The following is a 17,782-nucleotide window of genomic DNA, read 5'->3' as shown; positions in this document are numbered from 1 at the left end:
TTAAACTGGCATTAAGTTTGTCCTGACTTTGGGGTTCACTTCAAATGCCCGCTAAATTAAGGTCTGACTGGTTTTGAGGTGCCCGGCGTTGAGTGCCGCCACAATCTGCTTAACTGCTGTTTCCGGCGCAAACAGTCTTGAATACAGGGTTATGCACCGTACTCGGTAACCGTCATCAACCCCCAAGCTATCAATTAGCTCAAGGGCGAGTTTTGCGAGGGTATCTGCGCTGCCGTCTTCGCTGACACAGCCCACGTTTTCATGGCGGATGATGCCAGCCAAGTCGTTACCTGCATTGATGTTGGCCAGCACAGGCAAGCCGCTTTGCATGTAAGTCAGAAACTTGCCAGGGATATTGTGGGACTTGTGGCGGGGATCCAGGGCTACCAATCCGATATGGCATTGTGCGTACAGGCTAGGAACTTCGTCAGGGTGGATTTCGTCCTGGAACAGCACGTTTTGCAGACCACGTGCTTGGGCGTTTGCAGCCAACTTCTTGGAGTCGCTGCCACGACCCACGAATAAAAAGCCGACGTCGGTACGATGGCGCAGCTTTTCAGCCAGGTCAAGCAGGATACCCATGCCCTGTGCAACACCCATATTGCCTGCATAGACAAAAACCTTGCATCCAGCCAGTGGCGTTTTGCCAATATCAATCGAACAGCCTGCACCCGGCGCGTCAGCCAGCCAGTTTTGCAGCACCTCAAGTTGGCGTCCGGCGCGCTGCCGCCAGTTCTCAAAATAGGCTTCGTTCCCTGGTGTCTGTACGCCAATTACATCCGCCACCGAATACTGGTAATTTGCAACCGCCTTAAAAAACTTGTAAGGCAAGCCACGCCCCATCAGGCCCATGTCTGCGGCCCATTCGGGGAAGATGTCGCGAATGATCAGATAGCCCTTGCAGCCACTGGCTTTTTTCAATGCGTTCGCAATCGGACCTAAAAAGATGCTTGGGGCGTACCACACCACGCCATCCCAACGCTCCTGAGCCAATGGGCTTTGGCGCAAGTTGCGCAGCATGGCAAACGGCATCAAAAACTCATTGATTGTGCGCTGCACGTAGTTGATGTCTTTTGTCTTGGGCGCGCGCAAACGCAGCACCTGCACACCTTCAAAGTCTTCCAGCAACCAGCGCGTTTTCAGGCCTGCCGTGGGCAACATCACCGTTAACTCATGCCCTTGCCGAACAAATTCGCGCGACAAATCCCTGAGTTGCACTGCGCCAGACGTGCGCAGCGGCGGAAAGGTATCCGCTATTAAGGCAATCCGCATTGGCTCAGTACTTTTTCCAGACAACCCGATTCACGTAATCGGTGTAGCTATGAATAATGCGCAGCACCTTGTCTGACACATTGGGCATGCTGTAGTCGGCCACCGGCCGAATGCCATGTGGGTCGGTGCGATCTGCACCACGCGGCTGCGTGGCCAGAATCGCCAACCCCTGGCGCACGCGCGCCACCTCCAGCCCCACCATCATCACGGCCGCCTCCTCCATGCCCTCGGGGCGCTCGTGCGCCTCGCGCAGGTTCAGCGCCGGAAAATTCAGAATGGACGACTCCTCGTTGATCGTGCCGCTGTCTGACAAAGACGCCCGCGCCGAAAGCTGCAGCTTCACGTAATCAAAAAACCCCAGTGGCTTCAGCAGGCGTACCAGCGGGTGAAACTGCGCGCCAGTGACGTCGATGCGCTTTTGCGTGCGCGGATGGGTGGACACAATCACTGGCAGCCCGTGGTCTTGCGCCACGGCGTTCAGCACCGCCACCAGTTTGGCAAACGACTGCGGCGACTCGATGTTTTCCTCACGGTGCGCGCTCACCACAAAATAGCCGCCAGCCACTAGTCCCAAGCGCGCCAACACGTCAGACGCCTCAATGCTCGGGCGGTAATGCGTCAACACCTCAAACATTGGGCTACCGGTTTTGATCACTAAATTTGGCGGCAAGCCTTCGCGCAGCAGGTAGTCACGGGCAATGGTGCTGTAGGTCAGATTGACGTCTGCCGTGTGGTCCACGATGCGGCGGTTGGTTTCCTCGGGCACGCGCTGGTCAAAGCAGCGGTTGCCCGCCTCCATGTGAAAGATTGGAATCTTGCGGCGCTTGGCCGGTATCACCGCCAGGCAACTGTTGGTGTCGCCCAGCACCAGCATGGCCTCGGGCAGCACCTCGGCCAGCACCTTGTCCACCGCAATGATCAGGTTGCCAATGGTGTGGGCCGCGCCGCTGCTGCCCTCGGCGCTGTTCAAAAAGTAATCTGGCTTGCGCACCCCCAGGTCGTCAAAAAATACCTGATTCAGCTCGTAATCGTAGTTTTGCCCGGTGTGCACCAATACGTGGTCGCAATGCGCGTCCAGCGCCGCCAGCACCCTTGAAAGGCGAATTATTTCCGGCCGGGTGCCCACCACCGAAACAATTTTTAGTTTTTCCATATCAAGAATTTAAAACCAGTTGTTGCATTTTGTGGGGCCGAATTCATTCGGCCATGCGGTCGCAGACCCCACTCAAACAGGACAAGCAAATGTATCCGGCCTTTCCCGGTCAAACACTTCATTGGCCCACAACATCACCACCATTTCGTCGGTACCAATGTTGGTGATGTCATGCGTCCAGCCCGGCACGGTTTCTACCACTTCGGCCTTGTCACCACTGGTCAAGAGCTCATGGGTTTCATCGGTTTGCATGTGCCTAAACTTGAAACGCGCACGGCCCTTGATCACCAAAAACTTCTCGGTCTTGCTGTGGTGATAATGCCTGCCACGGGTAATGCCGGGATGCGCCGTAAAGTACGAAAACTGGCCGCAATCAGGCGTTTTGAGCATTTCTGCAAACACGCCACGCGGGTCGCCGTATTGCGGCACAGTGTAAGCAAACAGTTCAGGCGGTATGTAGCTCACATAGGTGGCATAAAGCGCCCGCACCAGCCCTGTGCCCACACGCTCAGTCATCAGCGTGCTGCGGCTGTCTTTAAACGTTTGAATCTGCCGGGCAAGTTCACCGACAGTGGTGGTGTACTGCGGTGCCATGGCATCAAAACCACCCGTATCACGGCAGGCATCTGCGCCATCCATCAACTGCAAAAACCGTGCAATCACATCATCCACATACACCAGCTTTACCGGCGCAGCCGGGTCGTTCACCTGAATCGGCAAACCTCGTGCAATGTTGTGGCAAAACGTAGCCACAGCCGAGTTGTAGTTGGGCTTGCACCACTTGCCAAACACATTGGGCAGCCTGAACACATGCACTGGCACACCATGCTCACGCTGTAGCGCAAACAGGGCATTTTCAGCCTCACGCTTACTTGAGCCGTACGGGTTATCCCGGTCAGCCTGGGTGGAAGATGTGTAAACCACAGGTATCTTTTTGCCAGTGGCCTCAGCCACCGCGCTCACAGCCTGGCACAGTGCCTGCGTCAGATCCACATTACCGGTCATAAACTCGGCAGGGTCCTGCGGGCGGTTTACGCCGGCCAGGTGAAACACAAAGTCCACCTCTTGCACCAAAGCAGGTAACCGTGCCAAGTCATCGCCACGGGTAAAGCGTGCCACTTGCACATCCTTGCGCTCGGCCAAATGCAGTTGTAAGTTCTTGCCAACAAAACCTGTTGCACCAGTAATCAACACTTTCATGATTGCTATTCCTCCGCCATAGCCTGTTCACCCCGCGCAATCGCCTGCATAAAACGCAGTTTCATCAGCAGCGCCTTCATGCCTTCCACATCCAGACGGGCAGTGTTGTGTGAGTTGTAGTCTTCGGCTTGCGATATTTTTTGCTCGCCTTGCTCCACAAACTTGCCGTAGTTCAGGTCTCGCAAATCTGGCGGCACTCGGTAGTAGTTGCCCAAGTCTTGTGCTGCCACCATTTCTTCACGACTTAACAGCGCCTCGTACAGCTTTTCACCATGGCGTGTGCCAATGGTATTGACCTGGTGCATGGGCGCACTCATCAAAGCCTTGACTGCCTCTGTCAGCGTGCCAATGGTGGCCGCAGGTGCCTTTTGCACAAAAACATCACCAGGGTTGCCGTGCTCAAAGGCGTAAAGCACCAAGTCCACCGCATCATCCAGCGTCATCATCCAGCGTCATCATGAAGCGCGTCATGGCGGGGTCGGTAATGGTGAGTGCTTGCCCAGCGCGTATCTGGTCGACAAACAGCGGTATTACTGAGCCGCGCGACGCCATCACATTGCCATAACGGGTAACACAAATGGTAGTGGCATCACTCTCACGCGACTTGGCCACGGCAACTTTTTCCATCATGGCCTTGCTGATGCCCATGGCGTTAATGGGGTAGACAGCCTTGTCGGTGCTCAAACAAATCACACGCTTCACGCCGTAGGTAATAGCCGCTTCCAGCACGTTCTCAGTGCCCAGCACATTGGTCTTGACAGCCTGCAATGGGTAAAACTCGCAAGACGGCACCTGTTTAAGTGCTGCAGCGTGAAACACATAGTCCACACCACGCATGGCAGTGCGCACACTGTCCACATCACGCACATCACCAATGTAGAACTTGAGCTTGGCATGGTTGTAACGCTTGCGCATGTCGTCCTGCTTCTTTTCATCGCGGCTGAAGATGCGGATTTCGCGCAGTCCAGAATCCAGAAAGCGCCGCAACACGGCATTGCCAAATGAGCCGGTGCCGCCGGTGATCAGAAGAGTCTTTTGATTAAACATAAAGCGTCAGTTAAATGAAATGCTGTCAGCGCGAGGGCCTTCAGTCATAAAGTTGCACCCGTGGATCTGGCAAACCGGGATTCGCTGGTATTTTGGCTGGCACATGGCCAAGGCAGTCCATCTCAAAACGCTTGTATTCCCACATGCGGTAGACCTCGGTGCGCAGCCGGGCCCAGACCCAGCCCACCCGGCCGGCGCGCCAGGCCCCCACCACTAGCAGGTGATACAAAAACAAAATCAAGTAACGGCCTGGTACTTTCCAGAAATTGCACTTGAACCACATGCGCCGCTCAAGCGCGGTGCCAAAGAAGCGGGGTGGCAGCGCCAGCGCGCGGCCTTCAAACTGGCTGATGGCCTCGGCCGTGGTGTAACGGTTTTGCTTGGTTAGCCAGTGGTCCAGGTCGGGGCTGTCGTGATGCTCCAGAATACCTTTAGCGTGCCCAATGCGCCCCTTTACCAACGGGTGTTCATTAACCGCCACGTCCGTAAAACGGCAGGTACCAGTGCGCCACACGCGCAAGATCGGCTGCTGCACCGGCAACACCGAGCCCATAAACCACAGCCTGCGCTTGATGATGATGCCATCCTGGTCCCCGCTTGCGACCAGGCTCTGGATGGATGCCTTGAGTTCATCCGTCAGCCGCTCGTCCGGGTCCAATTTCATGGTCCAGGGCGCGGTGATGGGTAACTCATTCAATGCAAAGTTCCATTGGTCACCAAAGCCCTTGAAACGCCGCTGCACCACGTGCACGCCGTGCCTCAGTGCAGTGCTCACTGTGTCGTCCGAGCTGCAACTGTCCACCAGAAACACCTGCTGTGCCCAGCCAGCCAGGTTCTGCAACACGGCGTCCATGTTGTGTGCTTCATTCAACGAGATCATCACTACTGCTATTGGAGTTTGCATATTGTTCTCGGACTCAACCGTTCATTACCTCGGGGCACCAACTACGAAGCATCACCATGATGGGCACGGGCATGTTCATGAGGTGAAAACGATGCTCAAAAAAATATACCAATTCAAGATAGACGAGATGAAAAACCTACAGAACGGTAGCGTGTGAAACGAGCTTCGCGACGATATTAATCTCGGTGTAGCCAGCGCCCGGATCTAATTCTCGAAAGGGCAATAGAAGCAACGCTGCTCAAGCCAACATTCCTTGCATAGGCAAAGTTTTTAAGCCCTGAACGAAATGACAACAATGCACGCTCATCCAAGCTAGGCGGGCGACCATGAACGTTTTTACAAAGGTTTGAATAGGTTGCCTCAAAGTCGTTGTACTCATCATCGGCCGGTATGCGCATACCGGGTAAAATATCAAGTAACTGCTTTGGTAAATTGGGGTGGCTCGCGCGTTGTAATGCTTCCACAAATGCTGCAAGCCATTGCCTCAATACCACTGGCTCCGAATATCTTAATTCCGCGCGCGTCCTACTAGCTGCACTCATCTTTGTTCGTAAATCGTGCTGCCTTGCGAGGCGCTCAACGCAGTCGACAAAACCATCAATACTTTGAACAACGAAACCTGTCTCGTCCGAGACAACAAGCTCAATCTGCGCGTTATCCATTTTTGGAGTCGAATCAACAACTACCGGAAGCCCACGAAGCATTGCCTCAGCCATGCTCAAACCGTAGGATTCACCAATCGCAGAGCTATGCACCATGAAATCACATGCGGCATAGAAATCAGAAAGGTATATTCGATCGGATGTTGGTGCAAGCGTTATTATTTTTAGTCCAAAACTACGTCTTAATTTAGCAATCTTGGACTCGGGAGCAGCGAGAAACGCAAAACGAAGGTTCGGAACTCTCGCAAAAATATGGGGTAGCGCGGCTTCAAGTAGTTCACTCCATTTCCGCAAGTCCGGTCGACCGACCCGGCAAACCAAAATTTCGTTATCAGAAACGCCAAGTTGCCGGCGAAACTGCTGGCGATCTGTCGTCGCCGACTGAGTAGAAAGGATAGACGGCATTAGTGGCGATACCGCCGCATGACCCGCAGCCCTAGCCGCGCGCATAGTTGTACCCGAAAGACGCACGAAACGCAACATACTCGTAAGCGACACGTGTGCAATAAAATCAGGGTAACGTTCCGAAGGCAATCCAAATGGACGACCAAAAATATTAGTCTCAACAACTGCGGGTACTGTCGCTCTTCGACAAGCCTCCAGCACGTTTTTAGAATAATGGCACAGGCGATGTGATCGCGAATAAGAAACGACATCTGGCTTTTCGAAATTGAGCAATTCCAACAACCCGGATTCAACATTTGTTATTGAAATAACGCGCACGCCAGCACTTTTCAATCGCTCTAGTCTCGGTCCCTTTGCGTTTACGCTGGCAACGATAACATCGAAACCAAGTTCATGTAACCCGCGCGCGCGAACCTCAATGGCTTGCTCAGCACCGCCGAGACCCCATGAAGTTGAAACCTCTAAAATTTTAAGCATATATACAAGCACCAGATTCAAATATTGAAATTCAAAATCAGCTAATTCGCCTCATCAATAGAAGTGAATATCTGTAGTTGTTACGCCGTATCGACATGGTCCCACAGATCGGAACTCGCGCCAGGATTTCGCTTTACTGGATTTACGAATAATTGGATATCTCCACGAGTCATCTATGATGATCATTCCCCCAGGCGCAATATTTTCCTCAGCAATAGAAAAGCACATTGGCCTTAAAGGTGCGCTCTCCTCATATCCGTCAATTACTATAACATCGGGACGTTGTGAGCCAATGGCCCGTATAAATGGTGACTGCGCAAACCCTGCAGCATCCACAGGATCAAACTGATGAACCACCACTGAAACTGTTCTAATCCCTTGCTCATTCAATTTTGAATTTATTGCATGGGCCCATTCCGCATTACTCTCGATACAAAACACTGATGCGGTTCGATTCGCGAAAAACATGGTAGATCCACCTCCCCCCCACTCTACGACCGACATGGATGGTTTCAGGTTTCGTTCAAGGAATTCGATCGCTGCATAGGAGAACCAAGGAAGTTGCTCACTTATCGGAGTTCGACCCGACAATGGGAGTCTTCGCAAATATGGTAAGGTGAACCTTGGGTGCAACATTAAGTCCACGCCAACCCGCAAAACTCGTTGAAAATTTGTACCGTCCATTTATTTCTCTCTTTCTATTAATACCATAACCCTCAATAACTCTCTGAATAATTTAACGTTTCATAGCGCACCACTATAAAATATGCGAAAAATTTCTAATCAACGCGCATCATGCCGCCCTGACCCACACCGGCCGTCCGGCACCGTGCACCAGCCAGCGGTAGGAAGCATCCATCTTCTGCCCGATCGCCGCCCAACCGAAATCGCGCTCCATCCAGGCCCGGCCACGCAGGCCCATGGCAGCCAGTTGATTCGGCGGCAACTGCATGGCGGCATCCAGCGCCGCGGCGAGGGTCTCCACTCTGTTATCCACCCACCAGCCGCAGCCTTCGGTCACCAGACCGGGCCAGGGCGCGCCGCGACTGACCAGTGCGGGGCAACCATGCGCCAGCGCCTCGGCCACCACCATGCCAAAATTTTCTGAGTGAGTTGGCAGCACAAAAATCTCGGCATTAAAGTAGGCTTGCGCCTTGGCTGCGCCATACACCGGGCCGGGAAACTCCACGCGCTGCACCCCCAGCCGTGCCGCCAGCGCCTGCACGTCTTGCACATGCGCTGCCTCCCCCTTGCCGGCAATCACCAGGCGCCACGATGGGTGGCGCCCTTGTAATTGCGTCCACGCGCTCAACAGCCGGTCCAGCCCCTTGATGGGGTGAATACGGCCGAGGTAAAGCAGGGTGCGCACGCCACCTTCTTCACGCACAAAAGCCGGCGGCATATGTGGCAGGTCAATGCCGTTGGGCACCACTGCCACTGGGGCAGTAAAGCCCTGGGCACGAATCTCTTGCAGCTCCACCTCGCTGGTGGCGTGCAGCATGTCGGCGCGCGCCAGCACCCGGCGCTGTAGCGGCCACAGCCAGCTCTTGAGTGTCTTGTTGCGGCCCAGTGCCCAGGCCGATAAGGTGCCACGCGGTGAAGTCACCAGCTTGGCCCGACGACCCGGCACCACCCAGCCGGCAGCCACATTCACCATTGACCACAGGCTGTGGTTGTGCACCACGTCCACCACACACGCCTTGCGGCCCAGTGCCTGGGCAAGACTGGTCGAAATGGCGAAGCGGCCCAGGATGGGCCACTGCGGATGCAGGTCCAGCGTCACACCCGGAATGTCGCCGCGCGCAGCAAGACAGGTCAACTCCACCTCATTGCCGCAAGCGGCCAGGCTCTGGCAGAGGCGCGGTACCGAATACGATGGTCCAGCGGCCTCCTGGTCGATATGCGGCACCACGTGCAACAGCTTCACAGCTTTCCCCCTTCATACACGCGCGACACCTCACGCGCCCAGGCATTGCTGGGGCCGGCCTCACAACCGGTCTTGCCCATTTGACTAAGCCACGCTTGCACCGGTATGCCAAACCCGGTCTTGGTGCGGTTGATCAATATTTCCGGCAACGACCTGGTTATGGCTTCGGCCAGCAATCGTTTGTGTGGGAACTGGCTGAATGCACCTAGCAGCGGTTGCATATCGCGCAGCAGCCAGGCATCCACCAGCGGGGTGCGCAACTCCACGCTGTGGTCCATGCTGGCCCAGTCGCTGTCGGGCAGCAACTGGTTGCGCAGGTACGTCGTCGACTCGATCTGGCCCACGGCCAGCCGGCCATCGGCGGCCAGCGCGCCGCTCATCTGGCCCACCCATGCATCGGGGCTGAAGCCCTGCAACACTTCGGCCGCCAGCTCCGGCCCCATCAGCGCCGGCAAATCGGCTGGTGCGTACAGCCCGCGCCGCAGCCACCAGGCGCCGGCCATGGTGCGCGCCCAGTCTGGCATTTGTCCCCATCGCGCATTGCCGCTGTGCCGTGCCTGCCAGCCCATGGCCGCACGGGCTAGCGACATGGCGCCGGGCACGCGCGATGCCGGCCCCCACGCCGTCACCAGCCGCGGCAACTGCTGAAAACTGCTATAGCCCTGAAAAAGCTCGCTGCCCCCCACGTCCGAGACCACCACCTTCAGCTCAAGCTCGGCTACCGCCTTGGTGGCATACCAGGTGTTGATGCCGTCCACACTAGGCAGGTCCATGGCGGCCAAAATGCGCGGCAGGTCGGCCGCAAATTCTTCACGCGTTACCCGGTTCACATGATGGCTGATGCCGTAATGCGCAGCCAGGCTGGCGGCCACCGGCGCCTCGTCAGCATGGGTGCAGGCAAATTCGTCATAGGAAATAGTGATGCCCTGCAGGTTTTGCGCTCCGGCCTCCACCATAAGGCCGGCCAACGCGCCCGAGTCAATGCCTCCCGACAAAAACAAGCCCACCGGCACATCTGCCACCAGATGCGCGGCCAAGCTGGCGCGCAAGGCGGTGCGAACACGCTCGCGCACTTCAGCTGCAGGTCGCAAGGTGTCGGGCGCATCGCGCCACGCAGCGGCCACGTCCCACCAACGCTGCGGCGAGCCCATGCGGCCCTCATCAATCCAGGCGCAATGCCCAGCAGGCAGCGCCTGAATGGCCTGGTACCAGGTGTGCGGTTCTGGCACGCTGCCCAGCAACCAGAAGCCGGCCTGCCCACGCGCACAGGGCGCGCGCGACACCTGCCCCGTGTCCAGCAGCGCCCGCACCTGCGATGCCAGCAGCACACCATCGGCCGTGTGCGCCCAATACAGCGGCTTAATACCGTAGGGGTCTCGCGCGGCAAACGCGTGCCGCGCTGTGCGGTCCCAAATGACAAAGGCAAACATGCACCGCAGGCGGGGCAACACGGCCGCACCGTCATGGGCAAAGAGCTCCAAGATGACTTCGGTATCCGACGTAGTGTGCAGCGGTACGCCGGCCGCAACCAGCTCGCCACGCAGGGCACGGTAGTTGTAGATTTCGCCATTGAAGACGATCACGTAACGGCCGCAGGCGGAATGCAGGGGCTGGTTGGAGCGTATGTCCAAATCAAGAATGGACAGGCGGCGATGGCCCAGCCAGACGCCCGGCTCTTGCCAAGTGCCTTCTGCGTCTGGGTCGCGACGATGCATGTAGGTGAGCGCGGGCTGGAGCGTTTCCAGCGCAAAAGTTGAGCTTGAGGCGCCCAACAAAGCGATCAAGCCACACATTTCAGCGCTTCCCCGCCATTTGAAGCAGCTTGTCCCACACGTCGACAAACGCAGCCCCGGCCACGTCATCGGCATAGTGTGCCTCGATCGTCGCGCGGGCCTCTCGGCCCATCTGCTGATTCATAGCCGCATCGGTGCACAACAATGCCAGCCGGTCTGCCATGGCGGCCGCATCATCCAGAGGCACCAGAAAGCCATCCTTGCCATCGGTAATGATGCCGTCCGGCCCGCCGCAGCGCGTGGCCACCACTGGCACGCCACAGGCCATGGCCTCCAGAATCACGACGCCCAGGCCCTCTTCATCGGATGAAAGAGCGAAGGCCGTGGCCTGCTGGTACAGCTTGACGAGGTCGATTGTCTTCGGTCGCTGTATATGGCGCACACGGTCTTTCAAGCCCTTTGACGCCACTTGCACCCAATAATCTGGCGGCGGCTTGCCTGCACCGGCAGTCACCAGATGCACATGCGACAAGCTAGCAGGTAATTGACTAAAAGCGTTCAACAGTAAACTAATGTTCTTTCGCGGATCGTCTAGCCTGCCGACGCACAGGATGTAGGGAGCGGCTGACGTGTGCCGCTCTTCGAGCGGACAGAACAGCCTGACATCCACCCCCGGCGGGGCATAGCGCACGTCCACATCGGCGCGCCCTTGATTGATTTGCCGACAGTAATCAAGCATCCACGGGTTTTCCAGTTGGATCGCATCGACAGCGTGTAGCGCTCGATCATCCAGTTGGTCAGTGATTATGGTCATGCATTTGCGCCACCAGCCCGCCAGGGTTTTAGGGTTTGCATCCCGACGGCGCCGCTCCACTTTCACCCGGGTGGCTACCTGGAGCGACACCGGCTTGCCCAGCCCGACTACCGAGTTGGCCCAAGCTGGCGACCCGCAGACAACTTGGATCAAGTCGCAACCGGCGAGTGCCGTGGCTAGTTCCGGACGCGGTTTATAGCGCTGGAATTCCAGTTCAGAGGCAAATACACCTATCCGTGTAATGGGCCGTCCTCGCCACGTCCCATGTGCAACTTCTACGCCACGCAACCAAGACCGGGGCCGAGTTATTGCCAACCCGACATCGTCCACCATCGAAGTTGAAAGGGAAATAAGCCGCACGTCAAATCGCTTACTTCGCTCGGCAACTTTACAAACAAACTCGGCAACCGATGGTACGCCACCGCCCTGTTCAAGCGAAGGTACGACAAGGGCTATCATAATATTCGACATCTGCTGGCTCATTCTTTCCTTAGCACAACTATCATATTTGGTGTCAGCACGGGCGCTCCTCCACCCATAAAAAACATGGTCATTGCAGGGAGGACGATGCGCCGGACACATTCCACAGTCACTCTTCTTACCAGTGAAATGAGCGGCACGCCGAAGTAGACGAATCGTGGCTCTCGAATCTGTACCACCTGAAAGTCCAGTTCATTCGCTAACTGGTTGACGGCTGACGACCCCACAATGGTGCGATGTGTCAAATCGCCGTACTGGATGGCGCGCGCGAAGGGGCTATCGCCAGAAGGAAATCGCGCTATCAGCACTCCCCCTGATCGCAACAACGTCCGCACCTCAGCCAGCAGACCCCTGAGATGCTCAATCTCAATATGTTCAAAAACGTCCCATGAACAAACCAAATCAGCGCTTCCAGCCGCCCCCAAGGCACCAAGCCCGGCAGTTGCCAAATGCATATCGAAGCCCGAGTGACGGCCGCGGTCAACCAGTTCCGGAATTACCTCAGTGCCCGAGTAATTGGCGCCACATTTCCTGCACCAATCGGCAAAGACACCGTTACCGAAACCGATTTCAATCACACGCAACCCATTAAGCCTGCCAAGACCAGATCGCTTCGCCTCGGCCGCAAAATAGGCAGCACTGCTCTCATCACACGCCCCAAAACTACCGGCTGACCAATTCTTCCAACCCTCGTAGCAGGCATAGGTATCTGTGTTCATCGCTTGGCACCAGCCTTCCTTGTAAGAAATTCACCAAAGTGCTCGTCCAATTGCAGTGCGCGCGATGGGATGGAGTTTGCGTGCGCGGCCAATTGATTAGCTCTAGCCGCGTTTTCACTCCGCAGCGCCCCCAAGCCACGCCACCCCGACAGGAGCCGGGTTAGTCCCACTAGGTTGTTGTCTGCCAGAGAGAACGCAAGTGAAGAGAGACTGTCTTTGTGCCGCTCACTTGGTGCAGAAACTATGCACTCATGAGCTCCGACCACCATTAATCTAACTCTTCGTTCAAGTGTGAGCATAACCAAACCAATTATAAGAACTAAAAAAAATAATCTCTTTTTACTAAGATATTCTGTGAATTAAGAATTTTATCAAGAGAAGAGTAAGTTACAAATAGATCAAGAAAAAACACCCTCAGCGACCAATTTATTGGCCCACCAAACTGCCAACTCGTCTGAGGTAAATCTCGCAGTAACGGAAGTCCAAGCCCGTGAAAATAGGGCATCAATATTGGCATCGCCAGCTTCGTTCATTGCCCGTGCAGCTGCTACCGGGTCATCAGGATTTACGATAAAGCGAGAAAGCTCATCCTCAAGGTGACAAATACCAGACCCAACACAATTCGATGTAACTAGACCCAAATGGGCTACAAGCGCATCCTGCGGGGAAATTTCCCATGGCCCAACCCATGCAAGATGAACAAATACATCAGACGCCCAAAAATAATTCTGAAGAGTTGAATAGGGGACATATCCGCAGAAATACACGTTCTTTATCTCAAGATTCTCCACCATGTTTTTTAACTGCGCCTCCATTGGCCCAGCACCGATCAGTAGCAGAGAAGCATCGGTTCTCCAATTGCTTAGTTCGTGAAACGCCTTAATAATCCCATCAGGATTCTCTCGGTCAACAAACTTAACGACCGCCAGATATACACAATGGGACATCGGGATTCCAAGAGATTCTCTGATATTTCTCCGCACATCAGTATAGTCATCATTTCGAGAAAACTTGGATTTTGAGGATGGGTATGGAAACCACCAAATTTTTTTTAAATCCACCCATCGATAGTAGGATGCCGTGAGCTTGCTCACTGGTGCAATACCATCAAAAAGAACCTTAACCAAGAAAGCCTCAACAAGCCGCTTCCAACCTACTCTTGACCTAGATGAAAGCTCATTCTTATCACTACGCATAATCACACTAATTCGCAAAACACGACAAACTAATGCTATAGAAATCTTTGAAAACCAAACTTGATCCTGAACAACGACCATACGCGGTCGAAGTCTAGCAATCAGCGCAATCAGCTTTTTTAGTCCCCCATGTCGTTCAGTAGGCACGTGATGAATTGGATACCCTTCACTTAACGGCGGAAACTTTGGGACAATGCCCAACTCAGGGTCCAACTGCGTACGCCGAATATCACCATCGTTCATGAGTGCCAAGGAAATGCGCCCTTTGGTCCTTTCATTAAGCTCCGAATAAAATGAAGAATCCAATTGAGAAGGCGCACACTGGACGAATAAAACTGAAAGATTTTTTTTCATTTTTTCTTTATTATATTATGGATATTTATTATTAAAATAAATTCGGATATTTATTTTTAATAAACCCTCGGAAATTGAAGATATCACAGGGGATTACAAAAATCAGGATTTTGACCTGCTTTATACTTTACTTTACAAGAATTACAAACTAAATAATCTTTAGTCATCTGAAGATCTCCCTTGCATTCTGGACATGCCAATATTTTTAATAAATCAAAGTTCTTTAATCTGCTAGCACGCCGGTAACTATGCCAAAAACCTAATAACCAGAGCCCCCATTTACGCCATCCCAAGTTACCTTGCAAATAATTCTTCTTTATCTCGCCTTCATTACTATTTGAATTAATTTTCTCTATCCATTTAGAAGAAATTTCCGGGTTATGAATTAAATATTTTATTTCATTATTCCAGTAGTATCGAACATGAAAAAAACTCGGCGCTTCAAAGAATAACTTCTTCCACTCACTATCGTGTTTTAGATAATCTAGGCTGCCAATAAAGTCATCCTCGACCGGACGTGCTTTCTTGTGTATATGGAGCACTCCATTAACAAGCGCAATTTCCAAACAGTGAATATCATAGGGAAAAAGACGTTCAAACAAAAAATTAGGAGTTTCGATATATCCAGATTTTCCTACGCGCTGAAGTTCATTAAGAAAACTGACCGGATCTGACATATGCTCAAGAATATGAGACGCAACAACGAAATCAAATACTTTATCTTTAAATGGCATCTTTGATGCATCACCAAAAACTGCCGGTCGATCAATCATCATTGACACACCACATCGATGCTCGGCACCGGTCAATCTGTCAAGAAGAATATCCGACCGCGTATATGGATTGCCACCACTACCAACATCAAGCACCAAGCCTGAACCAACTACTGGCAATCGTGCTTTTCTTAAGGCCCAAGTAATTCTCTTCGTGTAGAACATCTAAATACTCCTGCACAGCACTCGGCAACGTGCTGTATGCGTCTTTAATAAAAATTTTTTTGAATATCAAACACAATCGCAGCAGGCAGATCAGCGTTTAATAGGGCTTTCGCTAATCACGCGCCTAGCAGGCTGCTGAAATACTCACGATGTCAGAGCGGCCCTGTTGCCCCGCTTCGTCATTTGCCCGATTTTCTTTTTGCATTTTGAAATTTCAGCCCCTTGAGGCCTTCCAAACGCTGTTTCGCAGGCTTTTTCCCCGCCTTTTTCCCTCATCGGGTACCTTGCAGACGCACCTGTCCCAGCGTGCGCAGTCGCGTGAGGTTATAGGCCGTCATCGTCAGCACAAACATCTGGTCCACTGTCTCCAGACCCCGCACCAGCACCTGGCGAATGTGGCCTACCGTCTTGGCTCAGCCAAAGCCCTGCTCAATGCGTTTGCGCTTTTGTTGCGAGATGGCATAGCCCTCGCTGGCAGCCACTGCATCTGGTACCGCCGATTTGCGCCCTGAAGTGTTTTGCGCTACATGCGGCAACACGTTCATCTCCTGCAAGGCCTCGATGAATTCCTTGGCGTCATAGCCTTTGTCCGCGCCCAATATGAGCGTCGTTTCCTCTTCATGCGCTTGACGCGCATCGTTGATCATGGCCTTGGCCGCTCCGCGTTCGGCGTGCCCATCGCCTTGCGTGACCATGGCGTTGACCACCAGGCCGTTTCGGTTGTCAGTGAGTGTGTGGCCCATGAAGCGCCGTTCGCTTGCGGTCTTGCCTTTGCGGTACAGCCGCGCATCACCGTCCGCGCTCGACTCGTGGGTCTCGTTGCTGCGGCGCTGGTTGCGGAAGTTGGTGCCATCGCTGTCGTCACCATCCTTGCGGTCTTTGGGTACAAAACTTTTGTGGCCTGCCCAAGCTTGGATCAAGGTGCCATCAACGCTGAAGTGCTCACCTGAGAGCAACTCTTGCTCGTCGGCCTGAGCCACGATCAGATTGAACAGTTCGACCACCGCGTCATGCGCAATCAGTCGCTGGCGGTTCTTGGTGAAGACTCTGGGCACCCAGACGGCGTCGTCCATGGCCAAACCCACAAACCAGCGAAAGAGCATGTTGTACTGAATTTGTTCCATGAGCATGCGCTCAGAGCGCACGCTGTAGAGCACCTGCAACAGCATGGCGCGCAACAACTTCTCGGGTGCAACGCTGGGACGACCGCCTTTGATGTCGGCCTCATACATGTCGGCGAACAAACCGTTCATGGCCACCAAGGCCTTGTCGACCACCTCGCGTATGGCACGCAAAGGGTGACCCGTTGGGACGAAATCATCGAGGCGTTTCATCAGAAACAAGCTCTCGGTAAAGGTGTCAGCGCCCCGCATGTCTGTTTGATTTTTGTGATGCCTGAGTTGTCGACTGCACAGCTGAATTGGTGCTTTCAGCGCGTCAGTATTTCATCAGCCTGCTAGTCGCTCTGATAAAACAGTAACAACTTCTGCAGCCCTGCTATCAGTCGAATAGAACGCAACGGCCCGCATGTTTGCCCTTCCAGCCATATAAGATCTCTCCTCGCTTCGTGGCAGGTAATAGAGTATTTTTGCTGCTAGCTCTTCTGGACTATCGAACATTGGCACCTCTTTTTCTTCGCAATAAAGAGTTTTTACGAAATCTGTACGTCTATGAATGAAGAAACAATGTGCGGCCGCCAACTCATATGTTCGGGTCGTGTCTTCATCTCCATGTTGTCGAGCGCCGTTGATGACAACCTCTCGTGTGACCGGCGCAATACATATCTTGCCTTGGCGCAGCCACTCTACGTAACTACGTCCTACCATTGCCCCGACAAACACCCAATCAGCCGGAAACTCTGATCGATGCTGCAGCCAACCGGGCCCACCAATCCCTACTTTGATCTGATGCCGTTCCAGTAACACAGCAAGTCGCTTCATGAGGTCACCATATTCGATACGCCAGTTCGCGATGAGTAGCACATCGAATAACTGCTCGACTGGCGGCGATGCAACGAGATGAAGATTCGGGTCATAGCCCTGTGGCACAAACGCGCAAGTATTAGCATAGCCGTAGCTTGACTGCCAGAGTGCCGGATGAAAGGACTTGGTCGAAATGACTAGATCGTAGGCGCCAACTGCCTTGCGATGGCGCTCCCCATGAGCATGCGGTGAACAGTCCGGATATATATTCACCGTCTGCACACCGAGCGAACGAAGTTGCCCAACAAAGTTCGCATCAAGTGAATAACCTTTGTAAACTATCACATAGTCGGGTTGGAACACAGCGACTCTGGCCAGAATTTCCCGGTACAACTCCTGGCGGTAGCTTTGGCGCAGCAGACGATGAATTCCTCGCAGCCATTTGGCACGGTGCTTTGGGAAAAAATGATCTTCGTTGACTTCGTCCAGATCGACTTGTGAATTCCGAGCCAACGCTTCTTTTAGGCTCCTTGCGCAGGAGCCTAACCAAGACTCACCAACATAAATAATCTTCATCAT

The 17,782-nt window shown here is 53.9% G+C and carries 13 protein-coding genes and 2 pseudogenes; all 15 read right to left on the bottom strand.

The window, feature by feature from the left end; all coding sequences use genetic code 11:
- Window positions 1-51: 51 nt before the first annotated feature.
- Window positions 52-1,272, bottom strand: coding sequence for a glycosyltransferase family 4 protein (locus tag B9Z48_RS10295; RefSeq protein ID WP_108378169.1), 1,221 nt, complete (start codon window positions 1,270-1,272; stop codon window positions 52-54).
- 4 nt (window positions 1,273-1,276) lie between these two features.
- Window positions 1,277-2,425, bottom strand: coding sequence for a UDP-N-acetyl glucosamine 2-epimerase (locus tag B9Z48_RS10290; protein WP_108378167.1), 1,149 nt, complete (start codon window positions 2,423-2,425; stop codon window positions 1,277-1,279).
- A gap of 72 nt (window positions 2,426-2,497) precedes the next feature.
- Window positions 2,498-3,625: a capsular polysaccharide biosynthesis protein CapF gene (locus B9Z48_RS10285; RefSeq protein WP_108378165.1), complete on the bottom strand. Its 1,128-nt coding sequence runs from the start codon at window positions 3,623-3,625 to the stop codon at window positions 2,498-2,500.
- A 5-nt stretch (window positions 3,626-3,630) separates the two neighbouring features.
- Window positions 3,631-4,672 (bottom strand): annotated as a pseudogene (locus B9Z48_RS10280) (polysaccharide biosynthesis protein).
- A 40-nt stretch (window positions 4,673-4,712) separates the two neighbouring features.
- Entirely contained in the window at window positions 4,713-5,552 is an 840-nt protein-coding gene (locus tag B9Z48_RS10275; RefSeq protein ID WP_255419484.1) for a glycosyltransferase family 2 protein, read from the bottom strand.
- A gap of 200 nt (window positions 5,553-5,752) precedes the next feature.
- Window positions 5,753-7,132: a glycosyltransferase family 4 protein gene (locus B9Z48_RS10270; RefSeq protein WP_233261088.1), complete on the bottom strand. Its 1,380-nt coding sequence runs from the start codon at window positions 7,130-7,132 to the stop codon at window positions 5,753-5,755.
- A 42-nt stretch (window positions 7,133-7,174) separates the two neighbouring features.
- Entirely contained in the window at window positions 7,175-7,588 is a 414-nt protein-coding gene (locus B9Z48_RS21375) for a class I SAM-dependent methyltransferase (protein ID WP_146186263.1), read from the bottom strand.
- Window positions 7,589-7,913: 325 nt separating this feature from the next.
- A complete protein-coding gene (locus tag B9Z48_RS10265; RefSeq protein ID WP_108378159.1) occupies window positions 7,914-9,047 on the bottom strand; it encodes a glycosyltransferase in 1,134 nt (377 codons plus the stop codon).
- A complete protein-coding gene (asnB, locus tag B9Z48_RS10260; RefSeq protein ID WP_233261083.1) occupies window positions 9,044-10,840 on the bottom strand; it encodes an asparagine synthase (glutamine-hydrolyzing) in 1,797 nt (598 codons plus the stop codon). Before asnB ends, B9Z48_RS10265 begins: the two co-directional genes overlap by 4 nt.
- A gap of 1 nt (window position 10,841) precedes the next feature.
- Window positions 10,842-12,077, bottom strand: coding sequence for a glycosyltransferase family 4 protein (locus B9Z48_RS10255; protein WP_158273244.1), 1,236 nt, complete (start codon window positions 12,075-12,077; stop codon window positions 10,842-10,844).
- Window positions 12,074-12,793 carry a class I SAM-dependent methyltransferase gene (locus tag B9Z48_RS10250; protein WP_108378153.1) on the bottom strand — a complete coding sequence of 240 codons (720 nt, stop codon included), beginning with the start codon at window positions 12,791-12,793 and terminating at the stop codon, window positions 12,074-12,076. Before B9Z48_RS10250 ends, B9Z48_RS10255 begins: the two co-directional genes overlap by 4 nt.
- 398 nt (window positions 12,794-13,191) lie before the next feature.
- On the bottom strand, window positions 13,192-14,343 hold the full coding sequence (locus B9Z48_RS10245) for a glycosyltransferase (protein WP_108378151.1): 1,152 nt from the start codon (window positions 14,341-14,343) through the stop codon (window positions 13,192-13,194).
- Window positions 14,344-14,426: 83 nt separating this feature from the next.
- A complete protein-coding gene (locus B9Z48_RS10240) occupies window positions 14,427-15,281 on the bottom strand; it encodes a methyltransferase domain-containing protein (protein ID WP_108378149.1) in 855 nt (284 codons plus the stop codon).
- 272 nt (window positions 15,282-15,553) lie between these two features.
- Window positions 15,554-16,654, bottom strand: a pseudogene (locus tag B9Z48_RS10235) (IS5 family transposase).
- A gap of 75 nt (window positions 16,655-16,729) precedes the next feature.
- Window positions 16,730-17,779 carry a glycosyltransferase gene (locus tag B9Z48_RS10230; RefSeq protein WP_158273243.1) on the bottom strand — a complete coding sequence of 350 codons (1,050 nt, stop codon included), beginning with the start codon at window positions 17,777-17,779 and terminating at the stop codon, window positions 16,730-16,732.
- Window positions 17,780-17,782 lie beyond the last annotated feature (3 nt).

This window comes from Limnohabitans sp. WS1, from assembly GCF_003063265.1.
GTDB lineage: Bacteria > Pseudomonadota > Gammaproteobacteria > Burkholderiales > Burkholderiaceae_C > Limnohabitans_A.
This window is presented reverse-complemented; position numbering and strand designations above follow the sequence as displayed.